Raw genomic sequence first — 22,731 nt, 5'->3', positions numbered from 1 at the left:
GCGACCAACGCCTTGGCCAGGCAACGAAATGACATTCAAAGGGTGCATTAGCGCTGCCAGCGGAGTAACTTTCCGCATTGTTCCGTCGCAGCGTCGACGGCATCCAGGCACATCACAGGAGGCGAGTGTGCTCGATCGTTTGGGAATCAGAAGCCGGGTGCTGCTGCTGGCATTGTTGCCAGCCAGCCTGATGGCACTGGTGCTGGGCAGCTATTTCACCTGGCTGCAGCAAGACCAGTTGCGCACCCAGCTGCTGCAGCGCGGCAAGATGCTCGCCGAGCAGCTGGCACCGCTGGCCGCACCGGCCCTGGCACGCTTGGCGCCTGCCCAGCTGGAGCGCATCGCCGCGCAGACCCTGGAGCAGGCCGACGTGCGCGCCGTGGCCTTCCTCGCCCCCGACCGCAGCCGCCTGGCCCATGCCGGGCCAAGCATGATCAACCAGGCGCCCAGCGGCGGCACCGGCACGCAGTTGCTGCAGCGCACCGGCAACGACGCTACCCGTTACCTGATGCCGGTGTTCGGCCATCACCGCGACCTGGCCACCGATGCCGTACCGGCCGAAACCGAGCGCCTGCTCGGCTGGGTCGAGATCGAGCTGTCCCACGACGGCACGTTGCTGCGCGGCTACCGCAACCTGTTCACCAGCGTGCTGCTGATCCTCGCCTGCCTGGCCCTCAGTGTGCTGCTGGCGATGCGCATGAGCCGTACCATCAATGACCCGATCGCACGTATCAAGCATACGGTCAACCAGCTCAAGGACGGCCACCTCGACGAACGCCTGCCGGCCATGGGCAGCCATGAACTGGACGAACTGGCTCGCGGCATCAACCGCATGGCCGAGACCCTGCACGGTGCTCACGAGGAACTGCAGCACAGCATCGACCAGGCCACCGAGGACGTGCGCCAGAATCTGGAAACCATCGAGATCCAGAACATCGAGCTGGACATGGCGCGCAAGGAGGCCCTGGAGGCCAGCCGCATCAAGTCGGAATTCCTGGCCAACATGAGCCACGAAATCCGCACCCCGCTCAATGGCATCCTGGGCTTCACCCACCTGCTGCAGAAGAGCGAGATGACCCCGCGGCAGCTGGACTACCTGAGCACCATCGAGAAGTCCGCCGACAACCTGCTGGGGATCATCAACGAGATCCTCGACTTCTCCAAGATCGAGGCCGGCAAGCTGGTGCTCGACAGCGTCCCGTTCAATTTGCGCGACCTGGTCCAGGACACCTTGACCATCCTCGCCCCCGCCGCCCATGCCAAGCAGCTCGAGCTGCTCAGCCTGATCTACCGCGATACGCCAACCTCGCTGATCGGCGACCCGTTGCGGCTGAAGCAGATCCTCACCAACCTGGTGAGCAACGCGATCAAGTTCACCCGCGAAGGCACCATTGTCGTGCGGGCGATGCTCGATGACGAACACGAAGACAGTGCCCAGCTGCGCATCAGCGTGCAGGACACCGGCATCGGCTTGTCACCACAGGACGTGCGCACGCTGTTCCAGGCTTTCAGCCAGGCCGACAACTCGCTGGCCCGCCAACCCGGCGGCACCGGCCTGGGGCTGGTGATTTCCAAGCGCCTGATCGAGCAGATGGGCGGCGAGATCGGCGTCGACAGCACACCGGGCGAAGGCTCGCAGTTCTGGATCAGCCTGAGCCTGCCCAAGGCACACGACGACATCGAAGAGCAGCCGCTGCAACCGTTGCTGGGCCGCAGGGTGGCCATCGTCGACAGCCATGAGCTGGCGCGCCAGGCTCTGGAGCACCAGCTTGAGGACTGCGGCCTGAGCGTCAGCCTGTTCGCTTCCTATGACCAGTTGCTGCACGGCGTGCAGGCGGGCTTCCAGGCCGGCATGCCATTCGAGTTCGCGGTGCTCGGCGCCAACCTCGGTACGCTTTCACCGGAACAGCTCGGCCAGTACAACCAGCAACTGGAGCGCCTGCACTGCCAGTGCGTGGTGCTGTGCCCAACCACCGAACAGGCGATGTACCACCCCTACCTGCCCAACGGCCATGGGCAGTTGCTGTCCAAGCCGACCTGCACACGCAAGTTGCGCCGCCTGTTGCTGGAACTGGTGCAACCGCGACGGCCGCAGGCCGAACCGGGGTTGTCTGGCAGTAGCCAGCGCCGGGCGAAGATCCTGTGCGTCGACGACAATGCCGCCAACCTGCTGCTGGTGCAGACGTTGCTCGAAGACCTGGGCGCCGAAGTGCTGGCGGTCGACAACGGCCATGCCGCCGTGCAGGCGGTACAGGCCGAGCCCTTCGACCTGGTGCTGATGGACGTGCAGATGCCCGGCATGGACGGCCGCGCCTGCACCGAGCAAATCCGCCTGTGGGAAAAGACCCAGAGTGGCAGCCCGCTGCCGATCGTCGCCCTGACTGCCCATGCCATGGCCAATGAGAAGCGCGCCCTGTTGCACAGTGGCATGGACGATTACCTGACCAAGCCGATCAGCGAACGGCAGTTGGCCCAGGTAGTGATGAAGTGGACCGGGCTGAGCCTGGGCACGTCGCCACTGGAGCCTGCCAGCGAGCCGCATGGCGACAGCCATGAGCTGCCCGTGTTGGACCCGGACGAAGGTTTGCGCCTGGCCGCCGGCAAGCCGGACCTGGCGGCTGACATGCTGGCCATGCTGCTGGCGTCGCTGGAAAGCGACCGCCAGGCAATTCGCAGCGCCTGCGAGGCCGATGACCGCGCGACGCTGATCGAGCAGGTGCACCGGCTCAATGGTGCCTCGCGTTATTGTGGTGTGCCGCAGTTGCGTGCGGCGTGTCAGCGCAGCGAGACACTGCTCAAGCAGGACAGCCCGCAGGCACAGCAGGCGCTGGATGAGCTGGATGCGGCGATCAATCGGTTGGCGGCGCAGGCGCGGCTGAGCGCTTGACTGGATTTTTTCGGCGCCCGTGAGATCGAGCGCCGCCCACGATGCGCCGCACGGGCGGCGCTCGGTCTCAATGGCACCACACAACCCAAGACATGCACTGCAAAGGACTCTCACCATGCGCGTTCTGTTGTTCAGCAGCCAGCACTACGACCAGGAAAGCTTCACCCGGGCCGCCAGCGACAGCACCCTGGACCTGCACTACCAGCCCACCCGCCTGACCCTCGACACTGCCCCTCTGGCCCACGGCTACGAGGTCGTCTGCCCCTTCATCAACGACGAGCTCGACGCCCAGGTGCTGCAACGCCTGGCCGCTGGCGGCACGCGCCTGATCGCCCTGCGCTCGGCGGGCTACAACCATGTCGACCTGGCCACCGCGCAGCGCCTTGGCCTTGCGGTGGTACGCGTGCCGGCCTACTCGCCACATGCCGTGGCCGAGCACGCCGTAGCCCTGATCCTGGCGCTCAACCGCCGCCTGCACCGGGCCTACAACCGCACCCGCGAAGGTGACTTCACCCTGCACGGGCTGACCGGCTTCGACCTGCATGGCAAGACCGTCGGCGTGGTCGGCACTGGCCAGATCGGTGCCGCCTTCGCCCGGATCATGGCCGGTTTCGGCTGCCAGCTGCTGGCCTACGACCCCTACCCCAACCCGGAACTGCTGGCCCTTGGCGCGCGCTACATGGCGTTGCCCGACCTGCTGCGCGAGGCGCGGATCATCAGCCTGCACTGCCCGCTGACCGAGCACACCCGGCACCTGATCAATGCGCAAAGCCTGAACCAGTTGCAGCCAGGCGCGATGCTAATCAATACCGGCCGTGGCGCGCTGGTCGACACACCGGCACTGATCGACGCCCTGAAAAGCGGCCAGCTCGGCTACCTGGGCCTGGACGTCTACGAAGAGGAAGCCCAGCTGTTCTTCGAGGACCGCTCCGACCTCCCGCTGCAGGATGATGTGCTGGCACGGCTGCTGACCTTCCCCAACGTGATCATCACCGCACACCAGGCATTCCTGACCCGCGAAGCACTGGACGCGATCGCCGCCACCACCCTGGACAACATCATCCGCTGGGCGGCGGGTAATCCGCAGAATCTGGTCAGCGGTTGATGCTAGGATACGCGGCATTTCTGGAGGACCCATGGTCGAGCACGATTTCCGCTACACCCTTTTCAACCCGCAACACACCCTGATCGAGTGCCGCGCCCTGGTTCCGGGCCGTTACCAGGTGACCGGCAACGGTGGCTCGATGCACAAGGGCGACGTCCTGATCGTGACCCTCAAGGGCAGCAAGGACCTGGCCATGCGCCTGACCGTGGACAGCGTGCGCCACCTGATCAACCCACGCGGCCAGTGGGTTGCCGTGGCCAGTGGCCCGGTGTTCAACGAGCTGGAAATTCTCACCTGGAAGGTCGAGTGCGACAGCTGCGACGCGGTGCTGGACTTCGAGTTCGCCGTCGACGCCAAACTCGGCAAAGCGGCCCGCCAGCCGGCTGCCAGCGCCCGTATCGCCGAACTGGGCTGGGCCAGCCGTGGCGACAAGCACCTGTGCCCGCGTTGCCAGGAGAGCGCCGAGTGAAGAATCTGCTGACCGGCGTGCTGATTGCCACCGGCCTGCTCGGCTGCGCCGCCGAACCTTCGAAGCTGCAGCAGGAACGCAGCTACGTGCTGGAGTGGATCGGCGAACGTCCGCTGATTGACTACAGCCACCTGACCCTGACCCTGGCCAGTGATGGCCGCGCCTATGGCAATGCTGGCTGCAACCACTGGTTTGCGCCGTACACGCTGGACGGTGAGCACCTGAGCTTCGGCAAGGTTGGCAAAACCCGCAAACTGTGTGCCCCGGCGTTGATGGAGCAGGAAAAGCGCTTCCTGCAGGCGTTGGAGACGGTTCAGCGCTGGGATGTGTCGCCCATCGAACAGATGCGCTTCTGGCCAGCCGAGGGCAAGCCGCTGCGCTTCTGGCCTGAAGAAGGCTGAATACAGCTGCAAGCTGCGAGCTTCAAGTCGCAAGAAAAAGCAGAGTGAACACCAATCCGCCTTTACTTGCAGCTTGCAGCTCGCAACTCACCCCTGCTTGAGGGCCTTGATCTTGGCCTGCAACCCTTCCAGGGTCTGCTCGCCCATCAGTTGCTCACGCACCTTGCCCTTGTCATCGATGATGTAGGTCACCGGCAGCGCCTCGCTGCGGGGCAGGTCATAACGCTCGGCCGGGTCCTGCGCCAGCACCGTGAAGCCGATGCCCAGGGCCTGCGCTGCCTGCTTCAGCTCCGGGCCCTGCAGGCCATCGAAGTTCACCCCGACCACCTTGATGCCATCGGCCGCCCACTGCTTGGCCGCCTGGTTCAGCTCAGGTACCTCGGTACGGCACGGGCCACACCATTCGGCCCAGTAATTGAGCACTACCCAGTGCCCGTCGATCTGTTCCGCCTTTACCGTCTTGCCATCTTGGTCCACGCCGTAATCGGCACCGCAACCACCGAGCAAAAGGCTCGCGGTGATGGCCAGTACTGCTGCCAGACGCCTTGCCATGGGTCAATCCTTCTCGAAGTTTCAAGCAAATAGGTCAGTCGCTGCGGTTAGAATAGCCGCCACACCCAGCTGGATGCGACCCGACATGACTGACTTGACGCTCTATCATAACCCGCGCTGCTCGAAATCCCGCGGCGCGCTGGAACTGCTTGAACAACGCGGCCTGGCACCGACCATCGTGCGCTATCTGGAAACCCCGCCCGACGCCGCAACCCTCAAGGCCCTGCTCGGCAAGCTGGGCATCGCCCCACGCCAGTTACTGCGCACTGGTGAAGACGAATACAAATCCCTCGACCTGGCAAACCCGGCACTGAGCGACGCGCAGTTGATCGACGCCATGGTAAACAACCCCAAGCTGATCGAACGCCCGATCCTGATCGCCGGTGACAAGGCCGTGATCGGCCGCCCGCCGGAGAAGGTGCTGGAGATCCTGCCGTGAGTGCGCCGTATATCCTGGTGCTGTATTACAGCCGCCACGGTTCGACCAGCGAAATGGCCCGGCACATCGCCCGTGGCATCGAGCTGGCCGGCATGGAAGCACGCCTGCGCACGGTGCCGGCGATTTCCACCGAGTGCGAAGCGGTGGCTTCGGACATCCCGGCCAGCGGCGCGCTGTACGCCACCCTCGACGACCTGCGCCACTGCGCCGGCCTGGTGCTGGGCAGCCCGACCCGCTTCGGCAACATGGCCGCACCGCTGAAGTACTTCCTCGATGGCACCAGCAGCTTGTGGCTGGGTGGCGAACTGGTCGGCAAACCGGCTGGCGTGTTCACCTCCACCGCCAGCCTGCACGGCGGCCAGGAAACCACCCTGCTGTCGATGATGCTGCCGCTGATGCACCACGGCATGCTGGTGATGGGCCTGCCGTACAGCGAGTCGGCGCTGCTGGAGACCCGTGGCGGCGGCACGCCTTATGGCGCCAGCCACCATGCCGGCGCCGATGGCAAGCGTGAGCTGGACCAGCATGAGATCGCCTTGTGTCGCGCCCTTGGCCAACGCCTGGCGACCACCGCCAAGGCCCTGGAGGCCGCGCGTGGCTAAAAAGCCCAAGGTGTTGCCGCCACTCGAATGGCTGGCGCCGCGCCTGCGCCTGACGCGGGCGTTGAGCCTGGCGTTCTTCTTCGGCCTGATCGCGCTGCTGGTGGTGAACAACCTGTGGTTCGCCAACCTGCATGGGGCGCGGGTCGAGGTGATCCTGGCGATCGAACTGGTGCCGCTGCTGTTGCTGCTGCCGGGCATGCTGATGGGCAGTGCCCGGGCGCATGCCTGGACCTGCTTCGTGGTGAATATCTACTTCATCAAGGGCGTGCTGGCAGCGTTCGACCCCGCGCGGGCGGTGTTTGGCTGGGTTGAAGTGCTGGTGAGCCTGGGATTGTTCATTGCCGGGCTTTTGTATGTGCGCTGGAAGTTTCAGTTCGAGCGGCGCATGGCGGGCGAAGGCAGTTGAATGCAGGGGGGGCCGCTTTGCGGCCCCAAGGACTCAATGGTTGACGGTATGCGCCAGCATCACCGACAACTGGCACAGCGGCCGCCCGCTCTCTGCGTGCCATTGATTGAACGCTTGCTGCACCAGCGCCAGGTCGCGCTGGCTGGTCGGCTGCTTGTCGATCACCTTCTGCGCGATCAACGCCGCCGCCATGTCTTCGGTGGGGATGAAGGTGTCCTTGCCGACCATGCGCAGGAAGCGCGGCGCCGACAGCCCGCCCAACTGGTTGCCGTGCTTGGCCAGGTACTTCCACAGCCCGACGATATCGGTCACCGGCCAGTCGGCGATGAACGCACCGAAACTGCCCTTCTCCTTCGCCACATCGAGGATCATCTGCGCATTGCGCGGCACGCTCTTGAGCTTGCCCAGGTGGCGGATGATACGCTCGTCGTGCATCAACCGCTCCAGGTGCTCGGCGCCCATCAGCACCACCTTCTCCGGGTCGAAACCAAAGAACACCTGCTCGAACGCTGGCCACTTGGCATCGACCAGGCTGTGCTTGAGCCCGGCGCGAAACACGCGCAGGGCCAGGGTCGACAGGTAGCGGTCGTCAGCGATATCGCGCAGCTGCGCCGGCGTGCGCGGCTGTGGCAGGAAGGCTTCCAGTGCCTGGGCCGAGCCGAAGCGGTTCAGGCAATACGCATGCAGCCACTGGTAATCGCGCATGGCCTCAGATGTTCACCACGTCGAGGAAGCGCGGGGTGGCGTTCTCGTCGATCTTCAGGCTGGTGAAGTCGAACAGGTTGCGGTCGGCCAGCTGCGACGGCGCCACGTTCTGCATGGCGCGGAAGATGCTCTCGGTGCGGCCAGGGTGCTTGCGCTCCCACTCCACCAGCATGTCCTTGACCACCTGGCGCTGCAGGTTCTCCTGCGAGCCGCAGAGGTTGCACGGGATGATCGGGAATTCCTTCATGTCCGAGTAGGCCTGGATGTCCTTCTCGCTGCAGTAGGCCAGCGGGCGGATCACCACGTTGCGGCCGTCGTCGGCACGCAGCTTGGGCGGCATGCCCTTGAGCGCGCCGTTGAAGAACATGTTGAGGAAGAAGGTTTCGACGATGTCGTCGCGGTGGTGCCCCAGGGCCATCTTGGTCGCACCGATTTCATCGGCGAAGGTGTACAGGGTACCGCGGCGCAGGCGCGAGCACAGCGAGCAGGTGGTCTTGCCCTCGGGGACCAGCTCCTTGACCACCGAGTAGGTGTCCTTCTCGACGATGTGGTACTCGACGCCCAGCTCCTTGAGGTAGGCCGGCAGCACATGCTCGGGGAAGCCCGGCTGCTTCTGGTCCATGTTCACCGCGACGATCTCGAACTTGATCGGTGCCACCTTCTGCAGGTGCAACAGAACGTCGAGCATGGTGTAGCTGTCCTTGCCGCCAGACAGGCAGACCATGACCTTGTCGCCATCTTCGATCATGTTGTAGTCGGTGATGGCTTCGCCGGCGAGACGACGCAGGCGTTTTTGCAGTTTGTTCTGGTTGACCGAGAGGGTGCCCATAGCGCTTGGATCCGCGAGGTGTGACAAAAGCCGGCTATTTTACGCACAAACCACGCGCACCTGTAGGGATTCCGACAAAGACTTCAAGGTAATCAACAACGGCCCTGACAGCGCAATTTGCTCTAAAAAGCCGGGTTTGTGCGGGGATTGGCTTCCTATACTGCGACATAAGGCCACATTACCGTTCTGCTTCGGTGTCCTGGCCTCGGGCCGCTTGCGCTCCATGTGGGGGGCGATTGGCAATATTGAGAGGAGTGACCGGCATGATTCATCACGTTGTGGGGCTGTTTACCCATCCCGACCAGGAATGGCGGGAGATTCGTGGCGAAGAAGAAAGCATCAGCCACATGTACCTTACTCATACCCTCATCCTGGCGGCGATTCCCGCCATTTCGGCCTTTATCGGCACAACCCAGGTGGGTTGGGTGATCGGCGGCCGGCCGGCAGTGATGCTGACCATGGATAGCGCAATATGGATGAGCATCATGTCCTACGTGGCGATGCTCGCCGGGGTTGCGGTGATGGGCGCATTCATTCACTGGATGGCCCGCACCTACGACGCCAACCCGTCCATGGCGCAATGCATCGCCTTTGCCACCTACACCGCCACCCCGCTGTTCCTCGGTGGCCTGGCGGCGCTGTATCCGCACCTGTGGCTGGGCATGCTGGTGGGGACCGCTGCCATTTGCTACACCGTGTACCTGCTGTATGTCGGCTTGCCGACGTTCATGAACATACCGTCAGATGAAGGCTTCCTGTTCTCAAGCTCCGTGCTGGCAGTGGGCCTCGTGGTGCTGGTGGCGATCATGGCTGCAACCGTGATCATCTGGGGTTTGGGCGTGGGGCCCGTGTACACCAACTAGATCAGATCCAGCCAACATAGGGCATCAAGCAGAGGCCGCCGCAAGGCGGCCTTTGTCTTTGTGCGGATGCCTGCTGACCGGTGGCTCGGCAACCGCGACAGGCATGCGGCATAATGCCCGGTCAGGAGAACCACCCCGCCATGCCCGAGCTGCTCAAACAACGCGTCGAAACCTGTTACCAGCAAGCCGAAGCCTTCTTCAAACGCCCCTTCCCGCGCCCGGAAGTCAGCTTCAAGCTGCGCGGCCAGAAAGCCGGCGTCGCCCACCTGCACGAGAACCTGCTGCGCTTCAACCTGCAACTGTATCGCGAGAACCAGGAAGACTTCCTGCGCCAGACCGTGGCCCATGAAGTGGCACACCTGGTGGCCCACCAATTGTTTGGCGACCGCATCCAGGCCCACGGTGAGGAATGGCAGCTGATCATGCGCGGGGTCTATGAACTGCCGCCGAATCGTTGCCACAACTATGCAGTGCAACGGCGCGTGGTGACCCGCTACATCTACCGCTGCCCGTGCCCGGAGGCTGATTTCCCGTTTACCGCGCAGCGGCACAAGCTGGTGCGCCAGGGGCGGCGCTATCTGTGCCGGCGCTGCCGGGAGATTCTGGTGTACAGCGGCGAAACCCGCGTCGAATAGCCAGGCACAAGAAAGGCGACCCGAGGGTCGCCTTCTTTTTTACCGCATCAGGATCAACGAACCGGGGTTTCAGCAACGCCCAGGTCATCGGTAGGTACCGACAATTCCAGCGGCGCGCCACCGGAAGCCAGCTCGGAGGCCAGCTTGTCGTCGTCCATCTCTTTCACCCACTTGGCCACGACCACGGTGGCCACGGCGTTGCCGACCAGGTTGGTCAGTGCGCGGGCTTCGGACATGAAGCGGTCGATGCCGAGGATCAGCGCCAGGCCGGCAACCGGCAGGTGGCCAACGGCAGACAGGGTGGCTGCCAGCACGATGAAGCCCGAACCGGTCACGCCGGCAGCACCTTTGGAAGCCACCAGCAGCACCAGCAGCAGGGTGATCTGGTGGGTGATGTCCATGTGGGTGTCGGTGGCCTGAGCGATGAACACCGCAGCCATGGTCAGGTAGATCGAGGTACCGTCGAGGTTGAACGAGTAGCCGGTCGGGATCACCAGGCCGACGACCGACTTCTTGGCACCCAGGCGCTCCATCTTGGCCAGCATGCGTGGCAGGGCCGATTCCGAGGACGAAGTGCCCAGCACGATCATCAGCTCTTCACGGATGTAGCGGATCAGCTTGAGGACACTGAAGCCGTGGGCGCGGCAGATACCGCCCAGTACCACCAGCACGAACAGCAGGCAGGTGATGTAGAAGCACGCCATCAGGTAGCCCAGCTGCACCAGCGAACCCACGCCGTACTGGCCGATGGTGAAGGCCATGGCGCCGAAGGCACCGACCGGGGCCAGCTTCATGATCATGTTGATGATGTTGAACATCACGTGGGCGAAGCGGTCGATCAGGTCCAGCACCGGCTTGCCGTAACTGCCCAGGCGGTGCAGGGCGAAGCCGAAGATCACCGAGAACATCAGCACTTGCAGGATGTCGCCGTTGGCGAAGGCACCCACCACGGTGTTGGGGATGATGTTGAGCAGGAAGCCGACGGTGGTCTGCTGCGCGCCCGCGGCGGCGTAGGCAGCCACGCTGCTGGCGTTCAGGGTGCTGACGTCGATGTGCATGCCAGCGCCAGGCTGGACCACGTTGACGACCACGAGGCCGATGATCAGGGCGACGGTGGAGACGATTTCAAAGTACAGCAGCGCGTAGCCGCCGGTCTTGCCGACCGACTTCATGCTCTGCATGCCGGCGATGCCGCTGACCACGGTACAGAAGATGATGGGCGCGATGACCATCTTGATCAGTTTGACGAAACCATCACCCAAAGGCTTAAGGGCGACGCCGGTTTCGGGGTAGAAGTGGCCGAGCAGGATGCCGATGGTGATGGCGACCAACACCTGGACATACAGGGATTTGTACAGCGGCTGACGTGTCGTCATGGCTCATTTTTCCTCAAGTGTGCCGGCTCCACCCTTCCCAGGGTGTGTGGGCACCTGAATCGCTAACCCTCCTGCACCCGGAGGGATTTGTCGTTGTGTTCGAGCTGCCTGGGCAGGCCTCTGCCAAGTGAGATAGCAAGGGCGATGCCAAAATGCCCATCCTGGGTGCAGAGGCAGTATTTACGGGCTGTAAATGCCCAACGACGGGGCGATTTTTCTGAGGAAAGGTGGCGGATTTCCGCCCGGTGGCGGGAAATGTACAAGGGATATGGCGGGAATCCGCCCGAGCAGCGGATCAATCAAGGTGCAGGGTGATGCAGAAGGCGGCTCCGCCCAACGCGGATTCATCAAGGGTCAGTTCGGCGTCATAGCTGTCGACGATGTCCTTGACCACCGCCAGGCCAATGCCCTGGCCGGGGTGCTGCCGGTCCAGCCGTTCGCCGCGTTCGAGAATCCGCTCACGCTGGTCAGCCGGTACCCCGGGGCCGTCGTCCTCGATGCACAGCGTCAGCGTGCCGGGCGCCTCCTGCAGGCTCACCCGCACGTGCCCCAGGCTCAGCCGGTAGGCGTTTTCCAGCAGATTGCCCAGCAGTTCCAGCAACGCTCCCTGCTCCATCGGCACATGTGCCTGCGCAGGCACATCCAGCTGGACCTCCACCCGCTTGTCGCGATAGACCTTGGCCAGGGTGCTGCACAAGCTCTCCAGCACCGGCAGCAACCGCACGCGGTGGCGCACCAGGCCGCTCTTGCGCAGGCTGGCGCGCTGCAGCTGGTAATCGATCTGCTGGCTCATGCGTTCGATCTGGCTCTGCAGCACCCGTGCCTGTTCGCGCTCGCTAGCCCGCTGCTGCATGCTCTCGCCCACGCCCTGCAACACTGCCAACGGGGTCTTCAGGCTGTGCGCCAGATCGCCCAGGGAGTCGCGGTAGCGAGTGCGCTGTTCGCGCTCGCTACTCAACAGACGGTTCAGCGAACGGGTCAGGCGCAGCAGTTCGCGCGGGTGCTCGCCACTGAGGCCATCCCGCGCGCCAGACTCCACCTCATCCAGCTCAAGGCTCAACCGGCGCAACGAGCGCAACCCCCAGGTCAGGCCGGCCCAGAGCAGCGCCAGCAAGGCCAGCAGGGCCGCGCCAAAGCCCAGGTAGAGCTTTTCGCGCAGGCCATCGAGCGTGGCCTTGTATTCACTCACCGGCTGCAGCGCCACGATACTGTAGGCCGCGCTCTGGCCACCGAGCAGCTTGATCTCGACGTCATAGACGAAGAACTCTTCGCCATCCGCCTGGTGGATACGGGCGAACTCGTTGCCGCGCCCGTCGTAGCGCGGGCGGTAATTGATGTGCCGGTCGGCGGTGGCGCGCGAGCGCCACACCAGGTTGCCGTCACGGTCGAAGATATATCCCAGCAAGCCGGTGTACGGCAGGTTGTAGCGTTCGTCCGGCAACAGCTCTGGCATCTGCAGCTGGCCGTGCTCGATGCGCGCAGCGGATATCAGCGTGGTCACGTCCGAGGCCAGGCGCTGCTCGATCGATTCCTTCAGGGCCAGGCTGAAGGCCTTCTGCAAGGCCGGCAACAAGCCCAGCATGAACAGCAGTGCCAGCACTGCCGCCGCGAGCATCAGCCGCACCCGCAGCGAACGGATCATCGGCAGCGCTCGGTGAACAGGTAGCCGAGGCCGCGCACCGTGTCGATCGGCTTGAAACCGTTCTCGCCCTCGAGTTTGCGGCGCAGGCGGCCGACCAGCACCTCGATGACGTTAGGGTCGCGCTCCTCGTCGCCGGGATAGAGCTGCTCCATCAGGCGGTCCTTGGCCACCACCTGCTGGTGATGACGCATGAGGTACTCGAGGATGCGGTACTCGTAGGCCGTCAACGCCAGCGGCTGCTCATCCAGGGTTGCCTGCTTGCGGTTGAGGTCCAGCACCAGGGGGCCGGCGGCGATGGTCGACTGGGTGAAACCGCTGGAACGGCGCAGCAAGGCGTTCAGGCGCGCTTCGAGCTCCTCGAACTGGAACGGCTTGACCAGATAGTCGTCGGCACCGGTAGCCAGGCCTTCGACCTTGTCCTGCCAGTTGCCACGGGCGGTGAGAATGAGGATGGGGAAGGTCTTGCCCTGGCTGCGCAGGCGGCCGATCAGCTCGAGACCGCTGATGCCAGGCAGGCCCAGGTCGACGATGGCCAGGTCGAAATGGAAGTGTTCGGCCTGGTACAGCGCCTCTTCGGCATCGGCCACGGCTTCGACCACATGGCCGCTTTCACCCAGGCGTGTATGGAGGTGGTGCCGCAGCAGGGCTTCGTCCTCGACCACCAGCAGTTTCATTCAGGGCTCCTCTTTAATGTATTGCCTGTACCGGCTCGCGGGTAAACCCGCGAAGAGGCCGGTACAGGATAACCTGGCTCGCCGGTCAGAACTTGTAGGTTGCCGCCAGGTAGGTTTGTGCACTGCTGGTCAGGCGCAAGGTGCCCTCCTTCGGCCCGCCACTGGCACCTACCTCAGTGTCGGCATTGGTGCGCAGGTAGCGGTACCCCAACTCCATCGAAGCATTGTCGGTAATCTCCTGGATAACACCGGCCTGCAAGCCCACTGCATAACCGTAGCCGGTATCACGGCTGGCCCCTGGCGAATCCTGGGTCAGCTTGGTCATGCCCAGGCTGCCACCGCCGAACAGCTTGGTGGTGTCCCCTACCGGCAGGAGCAGGTCGTAGCTGCCGAGCAGGTTTTCCTGGCGCAGCTTGTAGCCGCTGTGGTCGCCGGAAACGTTGTCGTAGGTCATGTAGTAGCGAGCCTGATCATTGATCTTGCCCAGGCGCACGCCCCAGGTAGCGTCCTTGGCGATGATGCCGTCGGCGTTGAGGTGGTCGGTGTTGCTCTGCAGCAGCCCGGACTTGCGTACCTTGTCGCTGGTCTGGCCATAGGTCAGGCTGGCGAAGTTTACTTCCGCAGCCTGGGCGCTGGTGATGCCAGCGGCGCAGACGGCCATGGCGGCGAGCAGGGAATTGAAGGTTTTCATAGCACGGTACTCCAGATGAATGCGCTGTTGCGCTCTGGAAGCTAGAGTAAGCAGGGTGCACTGAACCGCGGCTGAACCCAGGCTGAACCGCGGCTGAACGATCTACCTGCCAAACAAGGAGTAGTAACATGCGCGTCCTGCTGGCCCTGATACTGATGTGCAGCGCCGCCCTCACCCAAGCGGATGTGAAAACCCGCGAGATCCGATACCAGGCCGACGACGGCACGGCACTGATTGGCTACTACGCCTACAACGACGCCGTGGATGGCAAGCGCCCAGGCGTGCTGGTGGTGCACGAATGGTGGGGGCTGAACGACTATGCCAAACGCCGTGCCCGCGACCTCGCTGCACTGGGCTACAACGCACTGGCCATCGACATGTATGGCGACGGCAAGCACACCGAGCACCCACAGGACGCCCAGGCGTTCATGGCCGAGGCAATGAAGGACCCGAAAGCGGCAGCACAGCGCTTCGACGCCGGGCTGGAACTGTTGAAAAAACAGCCTAACACCGACAAGCGCAAACTCGGTGCGGTGGGTTACTGCTTCGGCGGCAAGGTGGTGCTTGATGCCGCACGCAGGGGTGCGAGGCTGGATGCCGTAGTGAGCTTCCACGGCGCACTGGCCACCCAGACACCGGTCACCCAGCCTGGTGTGGTGCGGGCCTACCTGCTGGTCGAACACGGGGCGGACGACAGCATGGTCACCCCGCAGCAGGTGGATGCCTTCAAGAAGGAGATGGACGCGGCCAAGGTCAACTACCAGTTCGTCAGCATTCCGGGCGCCAAGCATGGGTTTACCAACCCGGATGCGGACCGGCTGAGCCATGGCGACCACGGTGGTCCGGACATTGGTTACAACGAGGCGGCGGACAAGAGCTCCTGGGCGGACATGCAGGCGTTTTTCAAGCAAGTATTCAAGTAGAGATCGCTGGGGCTGCTTCGCAGGGCTCATGGCTGGCACAATGGTCGCCATGAACACACTCCCCGCCTGCTGCGCCCCGCTCCAGCATCACTGGCCCCTGCCCTGCCCGCTGCCCGGTGCGGTGCTGGTCAGCTGCGCCTTCGACCCCGCCCACCTGGCCGCCGATGACTTCCAGCGCGCCGGCATCGTGCCCAGCGCCAGCCTGCAACGTTCGGTGGCCAAGCGCCAGGCCGAGTACCTTGCCGGCCGCGTTTGCGCCCGCGCCGCGCTGCAGCGCCTGGATGGCCGCGACTACGTGCCCGGCACCCATGAGGACCGCTCGCCGATCTGGCCCACCGGCATCCACGGCTCGATCACCCATGGCAAAGGCTGGGCCGCTGCGGTGGTCGCTGCCGATGGTGCCTGCCGCAGCCTGGGCCTGGACCAGGAAGCGCTGCTGGATGACGCGCGTGCCGAGCGATTGATGGGCGAGATCCTGACGCCAGCCGAACGCGAGCGCCTGGACCGTGGCCAGCTGGGCCTGACGGTCACCCTGACCTTCTCGCTCAAGGAAAGCCTGTTCAAGGCGCTCTACCCCCTGACCCGACAGCGCTTCTATTTCGAGCATGCCGAAGTGCTGGAGTGGTCTGCCGCAGGCCTGGCCCGCCTGCGCCTGCTCACCGACCTGTCACCCGAATGGCGCCAAGGCGCCGAAGTCGAAGGCCAGTTCGGCCTGCAGGACGGCCACCTGCTCAGCCTGATCAGCGTCTGAGCCTTACTGCGGCGCTTGCTCACGCGGCCAGTTGAGGCTGAAGCAAGCCCCGCCCAGCGCCTCGCTGCGCCCCACCGTGGCGCGGCCAGCGTGCCAGTAGATGATCCGCCGCACGATCGACAGCCCCAGGCCATGCCCGCCGGAAGCACGGGTGCGGCTGTCGTCGAGCCGGGTGAAGGGGGTGAAGATCCGATCCCAGACGCCTTCGGGGATGCCCGGGCCATCGTCTTCCACATCGATGCGGCAACGCTGCTGGCCCAGTTGGTAGCTCAGGCGCACCTCACTGCCGGCATGGCGCAGGGCATTGCTCACCAGGTTCTGCAGCGCACGATGCAGGTAACGCGGTTCGGCTTCGACCCAGCAGCCGTCGCTGGCCTGGCACGCCCCACGCAGCAAGCGCACCTTGCTGTTGAGCGGCGCCAACTCTTCGATCACCCGGTCGAGCAAGGCATCCAGTTCGATACGCTGGAACTTCAGCGCCGGGGCGCCCTGCTCCAGGCGTGCGTAGGTCAGCATCTCGTCGACCAGCTTGTCCAGGTCCTGGATATCGCCATCCATGCCGGCCAGGTGCTTGGCGCGGGCCTGCTCGGTGGTCGCGCTTTCGATCATCTCCAGGCCAAAGCGCAGGCGTGCCACGGGGGTGCGCAGTTCGTGGGACACCGCACGCACCAGCTCGCGCTGCATGTTAAGCGAGCGCTGCAGGTGCTCGGCCATGCCATTGAAGGCCGCAGCCAGGCGCCCCACCGAATCGGCATCACCGGCCGGCACGCGGGTGTCGAGGCTGCCCTGGGCGATGCGCGTGGCGGCGATTTCCATGCCCGACACGCGCCGTTCCAGCTGGCGCACCAGCAGGTACACCACCAGGCCGATCAGGCACAGGCCGAGGAAGGCAATCAGGATCAGCAACTGCGGCGGATAGGGGTTGAGCTGATACAGCGGGCCGATCTCCAGCACCAGCGGCGAGCCTGGCAGGCCGGCGAACACACGGATCGAATCACCGTCACGGCCCAGCGCCATCACCGTATCCCCTTCCTCCACCCGGCGCCGCTGGTCATCGTCCAGGCCGACCCGCTCGATGCGCTGCAAGGCGACGCCGAAACCGAAGCCCTTGCTCTGGGTGATGTCTGCCAGGCGCTGCTGCTGCTCGGTCACCGGGTAGCGCACCAGTTCATCGGCCAGCAGATAAAGCGTGGCACGTGCCAACTGCTCGCTGACCTGCTTGACCTGGGCCACCAGCAACAGGTCTTCCTGGCCGACCTTGCGCAGCACCTGGGCGGCGTGCGGCCCGGTCTTCTCCACCACCACCAGGCCACGGTACAGGCGGGCGCGCTGGCCGCCATCGAGTGTGCGCGCCGACATCGGCTGCAGCTCCAGCGGCACGCCCAGCAAGCGCTCCCACATCAGCAACGAGCGCTTGCGCTCGGTCTCGTTCTGCTGCGCCAGGTTGTCGGCCATCAGGCTGAACGTGCCCTGGGCCAGCCGCTCGCGGTGCTGGGCCGCGCGCACTTCATTGACCAGGTGCAGGCTGAGCGCGCCAAGCAGCGCCACCAGCACCAGCACAGCGAGCATGCCGCCGTAGATGCGCAGGAAGATCGAGCGGTTCATGGGGCATCGCCAACGAACAGGTAACCCTTGCTGCGCAGTGTCTTGATCAGCCGCGGGTGGATCGGGTCGTCGCCGATCTTGGGGCGGATCCTGGAAATGCGCACGTCGATGGAGCGGTCCTGGCCGTCGTAGCCGACCCCGCGCAAGGCGGTGAAGATCTGCTCGCGCGACAGCACCCGCCCGGCGTTGCTGGCCAGCAGCCAGAGCAGGTCGAATTCAGCACCGGTGAGGTCGATCTGCTGCGCGTCGAGCCAGGCTTCGCGCAGGCGGTTGTCGATGCGCAGCGGGCCGAAGGCCAGGTCGTGGCGCTTGTTGTCCGTGCTTTCGCTGCGCCGCAGCAGGGCCTGAATCCGCGCCAGCAGCAAACGCGGGCGCACCGGCTTGCACACGTAGTCGTCGGCACCCAGGTCCAGGCCCTGGACCTGATCGAGCTCGTCGCTACGGGCCGTCAGCATCAGAATCGGGCCGGGATACTGGCCGCGCACGCGGCGGCAGATGCTCAGGCCGTCTTCGCCGGGCAGCATCAGGTCGAGGATTACCAGGTCCGGCTGGCTGTCGATGATGCGGCGAGCGGCACGGGCGCCATCGCCCTCCACGGTGACCTCGTAGCCGTTGGCCTGCAGGTATTCGGCGGTGAGCTCGGCCAGGCGCTGGTCGTCTTCGACGATGAGGATGCGATTGCTGGGTTGGTCCATGGCCCCTGCCTTTGTATTGTTGTTTTTATTTCGGTACCCGCCTTTAACCAAAAGGCAACATCACCCTCGGATACTACGTGCCGCCCGCCGGCACTGCCAACCTGTCCGGCGGTGGCCTCAACTGAACCGTTTTTTGTGTTAGGGTGCGCGCCCAAAAAATTCTGCCTGGGGGCAGCGAGCAAGAGAAAAATAGTGAACACCACTTGGCACTAGGCCTACAGCGATTACCCACTATTCACTCACAAAGTACGCACAAGTTATCCACAGCCGATCGCCTTGCAAAGACCCCTGTACCGCATTATCTTGTATCCCCAGCGCAGCAAACCACTAGATGTTGGGTTTCAGTCACCCACGCCAAGCATGAGTCAGCAGAAAAATTCAAGCGATTTTTCTGGCAGAACTCGTCGTGGTTTCAACGATCCAACCGCTCCTAGCGGATACTGAACAGCCTGCTCTGGCTCAACCCAGAGCATTTGACTTCGGCCAGGGAGCGGCAAGGTTCTTGCCCCCATTTCCTGATCTGTCCCGAAGTCGGTACGCCCGAGCGGGTGGATGCGCGCGCATGACGCATCCTCGCCAAGGCCATCGAGCAAGTGGACGGAACGGTGGGCGCCCAGAAGGCGCCTGAACACTATTGAAACTGTGGAGACACCCACCCATGCAAACCGACACGACTCGCGAGAACCCGCAGGCTTTGGCGCCGCAGGCCGCCGATTCCAACCAGGATCTGGCCGCCACCGCTCCGGGCCAACTGCGCGTGATCAAGCGCAACGGCACTGTCGTCCCCTACACCGACGACAAGATCACCGTGGCCATCACCAAGGCGTTCCTCGCAGTTGAAGGCGGCACCGCCGCTGCCTCGTCGCGCATCCACGACACCGTTGCACGCCTGACCGAGCAGGTCACCGCCACGTTCAAGCGTCGCATGCCATCGGGTGGCACCATCCACATCGAAGAAATCCAGGACCAGGTCGAACTGGCCCTGATGCGTGCCGGCGAGCAGAAAGTCGCCCGTGACTACGTGATCTACCGCGACCAGCGCGCCAAGGAGCGCGCGACCCGCAGCAACGCCGAGTCCGTGGTCGAGCCGCACCCAAGCATCCGCATCACCCTGGCCGATGGCAGCCTGGCGCCGCTGGACATGGCGCGCCTGAACACCATCATCAGCGAAGCCTGCGAAGGCCTGGCCGAAGTCGATGGCGACCTGATCCAGCGCGAAACCCTGAAGAACCTGTACGACGGCGTGGCCATCAAGGACGTCAACACCGCCCTGGTGATGACCGCCCGTACCCTGGTCGAGCGTGAGCCGAACTACTCGTTCGTCACCGCCCGCCTGCTGATGGACACCCTGCGCGCCGAAGGCCTGGGCTTCCTCGAAGTGGCCGACAGCGCCACCCACCACGAGATGGCCGACCTGTACGCCAAGGCCCTGCCGGCCTATGTCGCCAAAGGTATCGAGTTCGAGTTGCTGAACCCGGCACTGGCCGACTTCGACCTGGAAAAACTGGGCAAGGCGATCAACCACGAGCGCGACCAGCAGTTCACCTACCTGGGCCTGCAGACCCTGTACGACCGCTACTTCATCCACAAGGATGGCGTGCGCTTCGAGCTGCCGCAGGTGTTCTTCATGCGTGTGGCCATGGGCCTGGCGCTGGAAGAGAAAGACAAAGAAGCCCGTGCGATCGAGTTCTACAACCTGCTCTCGTCGTTCGACTACATGGCTTCGACCCCGACCCTGTTCAACGCCGGCACCCTGCGCCCGCAGCTGTCGAGCTGCTACCTGACCACCGTGCCAGACGACCTGTCGGGCATCTACCACGCGATCCACGACAACGCCATGCTGTCGAAATTCGCCGGTGGCCTGGGCAACGACTGGACCCCTGTGCGTGCACTGGGCTCCTACATCAAGGGCACCAACGGCAAATCCCAGGGCGTCGTGCCGTTCCTGAAAGTGGTCAACGACACCGCCGTTGCCGTCAACCAGGGTGGCAAGCGCAAAGGCGCCGTGTGCGCCTACCTGGAAACCTGGCACCTGGACATCGAAGAATTCATCGAGCTGCGCAAGAACACCGGTGATGACCGTCGTCGTACCCACGACATGAACACCGCCAACTGGATCCCTGACCTGTTCATGAAGCGCGTCTTCGATGACGGCAAGTGGACCCTGTTCTCGCCATCGGAAGTGCCTGATCTGCACGACCTGACCGGCAAGGCCTTCGAAGAGCGCTACGAGTACTACGAAGCCCTGACCGAGTACAACAAGATCAAGGTGTTCAAGACCATCCAGGCCAAAGACCTGTGGCGCAAGATGCTGTCGATGCTGTTCGAGACCGGCCACCCATGGCTGACCTTCAAGGACCCGTGCAACCTGCGCTCGCCGCAGCAGCACGTGGGCGTGGTCCACAGCTCGAACCTGTGCACCGAGATCACCCTGAACACCAACAAGGACGAGATCGCGGTCTGCAACCTGGGCTCGATCAACCTGCCGAACCACATCGTCGATGGCAAGCTGGACACCGCCAAGCTGCAACGCACCGTGAACACCGCCGTGCGCATGCTCGACAACGTGATCGACATCAACTACTACTCGGTGCCACAAGCGCGGAACTCGAACTTCAAGCACCGCCCGGTCGGCCTCGGCATCATGGGCTTCCAGGACGCGCTGTACCTGCAGCACATCCCGTACGGCTCCGACGCTGCCGTCGAGTTCGCCGACAAGTCGATGGAAGCGGTCAGCTACTACGCGATCCAGGCGTCCTGCGACCTGGCCGACGAGCGTGGCGCCTACGAGACCTTCCAGGGTTCGCTGTGGTCCAAGGGCATCCTGCCACTGGATTCGCAACAGATCCTGATCGAAGCCCGTGGCCAGAAGTACATCGACGTCAACCTGGAAGAGTCGCTGGACTGGGCGCCGGTGCGTGCCCGCGTGCAGAAAGGCATTCGTAACTCGAACATCATGGCCATCGCGCCAACCGCGACCATCGCCAACATCACTGGCGTGTCGCAGTCGATCGAGCCGACCTACCAGAACCTGTACGTGAAATCGAACCTGTCGGGCGAGTTCACCGTGATCAACCCGTACCTGGTTCGCGACCTGAAGGCCCGCGACCTGTGGGACTCGGTGATGATCAACGACCTGAAGTACTACGACGGTTCGGTGCAGCAGATCGAGCGTATCCCGCAAGAGCTGAAAGACCTGTACGCCACCGCGTTCGAAGTCGAGACCAAGTGGATCGTCGACGCAGCCTCCCGTCGCCAGAAGTGGATCGACCAGGCCCAGTCGCTGAACCTGTACATCGCTGGCGCCTCGGGCAAGAAGCTGGACGTGACCTACCGCATGGCCTGGTACCGTGGTCTGAAGACCACCTACTACCTCCGTGCCCTGGCCGCGACCAGCACCGAGAAGTCGACCATCAACACCGGCAAGCTCAACGCCGTTTCCAGCGGTGGCGACAGCGCCCCGGTCCAGGCAGCGGGCCCCGCGCCAGTGCCGAAGGCCTGCGCGATCGACGAGCCGGATTGCGAAGCCTGCCAGTAAGGCCTAGTGCGGCAGGAGAAAGGCTTACCCAGCTTTTTCCTGCCTCAAGCGGATGTAAAGCTTTCAAAAGGCAATAAAAAACCCGACGCAGCGGGAACTGCATCGGGTTTCAATCTCCCAAGAACGAAGAGCATCGTTCAACGGGAGGCTAGATCCTACAGATCTAAAGTGAGCGCGAATTTTCGTGCCTGTCAGGACTAGTGTCAAGTGATGCTCATCTAATTGGAGATCACCCTATGTCTAAAAAGACATCATCCGGCGGCCAGAAAATCGGTCGCGATGCGGATAGCGGGCGCTTCACCACGGTCGAAAAGGCTCGTCAGAACCCCAAGACCCACGTGGTTGAAACCGTGAAGAAATCGAAGTAAATGCAGAAAAAGCCGGGAGGGCAATACTCCCGGCTTCTGTTTTTTGGGTACCCTTGCTCATTTCTTCACTCTTCCTTTTCCACGCTGCGGCTTTACTTGGAGCAGATGCGATGACTCCTCCACATCTGTGACCGATTTCATGGCACCGAGGTCTTATGACTACCTATCTCAGAACCCTTGGCCGCCACAATTACCAGATGCCGGTAGTCTTCTCTCCCATACATCCACATTGAAAAAAACCGGAGCTATGGCTCCGGATTTTTTTGCTTGTTTTTTGTCTCAGCGCTTCCATTCCTCTCGCTTCATTGACTCCCCCCATTGCTTCATTGCCATTCGTCTATCGCTTAGCTGACGCTGGCCGCCCGTAGCTCCGGTTCCACGCGGCCTAAGGCCCATCCTTTTGACTCAAGGCAAACCTGGCTCGAATTTCTCCCTTGTCCCCTCCCCCCCAAAACTATATCGTGTGCTTCGGAACAAGACACAACACCATATAGGCGAATTTTGTCCTTCTGGCGTCTTGACAAACTCATCGACGGTTACCGGGTCTCTTACCCCAAAAAAGAGATCGGAGACAC

The 22,731-nt window shown here is 63.5% G+C and carries 22 protein-coding genes; 13 read left to right on the top strand and 9 right to left on the bottom strand.

The window, feature by feature from the left end; translation table 11 throughout:
* The first annotated feature begins 127 nt into the window (after positions 1-127).
* The 4 genes from ABE528_RS14925 (at position 128) to ABE528_RS14910 (ending at position 4,862) form a co-directional block, all read left to right on the top strand.
* On the top strand, positions 128-2,887 hold the full coding sequence (locus ABE528_RS14925) for a response regulator (RefSeq protein WP_346653360.1): 2,760 nt from the start codon (positions 128-130) through the stop codon (positions 2,885-2,887).
* A gap of 115 nt (positions 2,888-3,002) precedes the next feature.
* Complete coding sequence (locus ABE528_RS14920) at positions 3,003-3,992, top strand: 2-hydroxyacid dehydrogenase (RefSeq protein ID WP_346653359.1); 990 nt, start codon at positions 3,003-3,005, stop codon at positions 3,990-3,992.
* Between the two features lie 31 nt (positions 3,993-4,023).
* Positions 4,024-4,461 (top strand): hypothetical protein, encoded by a 438-nt coding sequence (locus ABE528_RS14915; protein WP_346653358.1) that lies wholly within the window; start codon positions 4,024-4,026, stop codon positions 4,459-4,461.
* On the top strand, positions 4,458-4,862 hold the full coding sequence (locus tag ABE528_RS14910; RefSeq protein WP_346653357.1) for an META domain-containing protein: 405 nt from the start codon (positions 4,458-4,460) through the stop codon (positions 4,860-4,862). The genes ABE528_RS14915 and ABE528_RS14910 overlap by 4 nt, the downstream gene beginning before the upstream one ends.
* Positions 4,863-4,949: 87 nt before the next feature.
* Here the strand turns inward: ABE528_RS14910 and ABE528_RS14905 are convergent, their stop codons facing one another.
* The gene (locus tag ABE528_RS14905; RefSeq protein WP_027918071.1) at positions 4,950-5,414 is read right to left on the bottom strand and encodes a TlpA disulfide reductase family protein; all 465 of its coding nucleotides are present in this window, start codon (positions 5,412-5,414) and stop codon (positions 4,950-4,952) included.
* Positions 5,415-5,499: 85 nt separating this feature from the next.
* Between ABE528_RS14905 and arsC the strand changes: the two genes are divergently transcribed.
* Genes arsC through ABE528_RS14890 form a run of 3 tightly spaced genes read left to right on the top strand, consistent with a single transcriptional unit; the run spans position 5,500 to position 6,861 of the window.
* Positions 5,500-5,853, top strand: coding sequence for an arsenate reductase (glutaredoxin) (gene arsC, locus ABE528_RS14900; RefSeq protein WP_110638817.1), 354 nt, complete (start codon positions 5,500-5,502; stop codon positions 5,851-5,853).
* Positions 5,850-6,455 carry an NAD(P)H:quinone oxidoreductase gene (gene wrbA, locus ABE528_RS14895; RefSeq protein ID WP_346653356.1) on the top strand — a complete coding sequence of 202 codons (606 nt, stop codon included), beginning with the start codon at positions 5,850-5,852 and terminating at the stop codon, positions 6,453-6,455. Before arsC ends, wrbA begins: the two co-directional genes overlap by 4 nt.
* Positions 6,448-6,861, top strand: coding sequence for a DUF2069 domain-containing protein (locus ABE528_RS14890; RefSeq protein ID WP_110638818.1), 414 nt, complete (start codon positions 6,448-6,450; stop codon positions 6,859-6,861). The genes wrbA and ABE528_RS14890 overlap by 8 nt, the downstream gene beginning before the upstream one ends.
* A 33-nt stretch (positions 6,862-6,894) precedes the next feature.
* Here ABE528_RS14890 and ABE528_RS14885 read toward each other — a convergent pair whose 3' ends face one another.
* Together ABE528_RS14885 and ttcA are read right to left on the bottom strand one after the other, a co-directional pair.
* Entirely contained in the window at positions 6,895-7,566 is a 672-nt protein-coding gene (locus tag ABE528_RS14885) for a DNA-3-methyladenine glycosylase I (RefSeq protein WP_152954106.1), read from the bottom strand.
* 4 nt (positions 7,567-7,570) lie between these two features.
* Positions 7,571-8,395, bottom strand: a complete 825-nt coding sequence (ttcA, locus tag ABE528_RS14880; RefSeq protein ID WP_027918067.1) for a tRNA 2-thiocytidine(32) synthetase TtcA — start codon at positions 8,393-8,395, stop codon at positions 7,571-7,573.
* A gap of 263 nt (positions 8,396-8,658) precedes the next feature.
* Here ttcA and ABE528_RS14875 point away from each other — a divergent pair, with 263 nt between their 5' ends.
* Positions 8,659-9,258, top strand: coding sequence for a Yip1 family protein (locus ABE528_RS14875; protein ID WP_054885573.1), 600 nt, complete (start codon positions 8,659-8,661; stop codon positions 9,256-9,258).
* Between the two features lie 140 nt (positions 9,259-9,398).
* Positions 9,399-9,893 carry a SprT family zinc-dependent metalloprotease gene (locus ABE528_RS14870; protein WP_152954105.1) on the top strand — a complete coding sequence of 165 codons (495 nt, stop codon included), beginning with the start codon at positions 9,399-9,401 and terminating at the stop codon, positions 9,891-9,893.
* 53 nt (positions 9,894-9,946) lie between these two features.
* Here ABE528_RS14870 and ABE528_RS14865 read toward each other — a convergent pair whose 3' ends face one another.
* The 4 genes from ABE528_RS14865 to ABE528_RS14850 all read right to left on the bottom strand — a co-directional run bounded on the left by ABE528_RS14865 (position 9,947) and on the right by ABE528_RS14850 (position 14,276).
* Positions 9,947-11,269, bottom strand: a complete 1,323-nt coding sequence (locus ABE528_RS14865; RefSeq protein ID WP_152954104.1) for a dicarboxylate/amino acid:cation symporter — start codon at positions 11,267-11,269, stop codon at positions 9,947-9,949.
* Positions 11,270-11,564: 295 nt separating this feature from the next.
* Positions 11,565-12,911 (bottom strand): ATP-binding protein, encoded by a 1,347-nt coding sequence (locus ABE528_RS14860; protein ID WP_152954103.1) that lies wholly within the window; start codon positions 12,909-12,911, stop codon positions 11,565-11,567.
* Positions 12,908-13,585, bottom strand: coding sequence for a response regulator (locus ABE528_RS14855; RefSeq protein ID WP_152954102.1), 678 nt, complete (start codon positions 13,583-13,585; stop codon positions 12,908-12,910). The genes ABE528_RS14860 and ABE528_RS14855 overlap by 4 nt, the downstream gene beginning before the upstream one ends.
* 85 nt (positions 13,586-13,670) lie before the next feature.
* Entirely contained in the window at positions 13,671-14,276 is a 606-nt protein-coding gene (locus ABE528_RS14850; RefSeq protein WP_152954101.1) for an outer membrane beta-barrel protein, read from the bottom strand.
* Between the two features lie 128 nt (positions 14,277-14,404).
* On the opposite strand from ABE528_RS14850, the gene ABE528_RS14845 reads away from it, so the two are divergent.
* Positions 14,405-15,199, top strand: a complete 795-nt coding sequence (locus ABE528_RS14845) for a dienelactone hydrolase family protein (protein ID WP_152954100.1) — start codon at positions 14,405-14,407, stop codon at positions 15,197-15,199.
* 49 nt (positions 15,200-15,248) lie between these two features.
* Entirely contained in the window at positions 15,249-15,950 is a 702-nt protein-coding gene (locus ABE528_RS14840; RefSeq protein WP_152954099.1) for a 4'-phosphopantetheinyl transferase superfamily protein, read from the top strand.
* Positions 15,951-15,953: 3 nt separating this feature from the next.
* Here the strand turns inward: ABE528_RS14840 and ABE528_RS14835 are convergent, their stop codons facing one another.
* Both ABE528_RS14835 and ABE528_RS14830 read right to left on the bottom strand, forming a co-directional pair.
* Positions 15,954-17,555, bottom strand: coding sequence for an ATP-binding protein (locus ABE528_RS14835; RefSeq protein WP_152954098.1), 1,602 nt, complete (start codon positions 17,553-17,555; stop codon positions 15,954-15,956).
* Positions 17,552-18,250 carry a response regulator transcription factor gene (locus tag ABE528_RS14830; protein ID WP_152954097.1) on the bottom strand — a complete coding sequence of 233 codons (699 nt, stop codon included), beginning with the start codon at positions 18,248-18,250 and terminating at the stop codon, positions 17,552-17,554. The genes ABE528_RS14835 and ABE528_RS14830 overlap by 4 nt, the downstream gene beginning before the upstream one ends.
* A gap of 658 nt (positions 18,251-18,908) precedes the next feature.
* Here ABE528_RS14830 and ABE528_RS14825 point away from each other — a divergent pair.
* Positions 18,909-21,788, top strand: coding sequence for a ribonucleoside-diphosphate reductase subunit alpha (locus ABE528_RS14825; protein WP_152954096.1), 2,880 nt, complete (start codon positions 18,909-18,911; stop codon positions 21,786-21,788).
* Between the two features lie 236 nt (positions 21,789-22,024).
* A complete protein-coding gene (locus ABE528_RS14820; RefSeq protein WP_256676297.1) occupies positions 22,025-22,156 on the top strand; it encodes a hypothetical protein in 132 nt (43 codons plus the stop codon).
* The last annotated feature ends 575 nt before the right edge of the window (positions 22,157-22,731 follow it).

Source organism: Pseudomonas sp. TWI628, from assembly GCF_039673865.1.
GTDB lineage: Bacteria > Pseudomonadota > Gammaproteobacteria > Pseudomonadales > Pseudomonadaceae > Aquipseudomonas.
The sequence above is the reverse complement of the archived record's forward strand: the minus strand, read 5'-3'. Positions and strand labels throughout refer to the sequence as shown.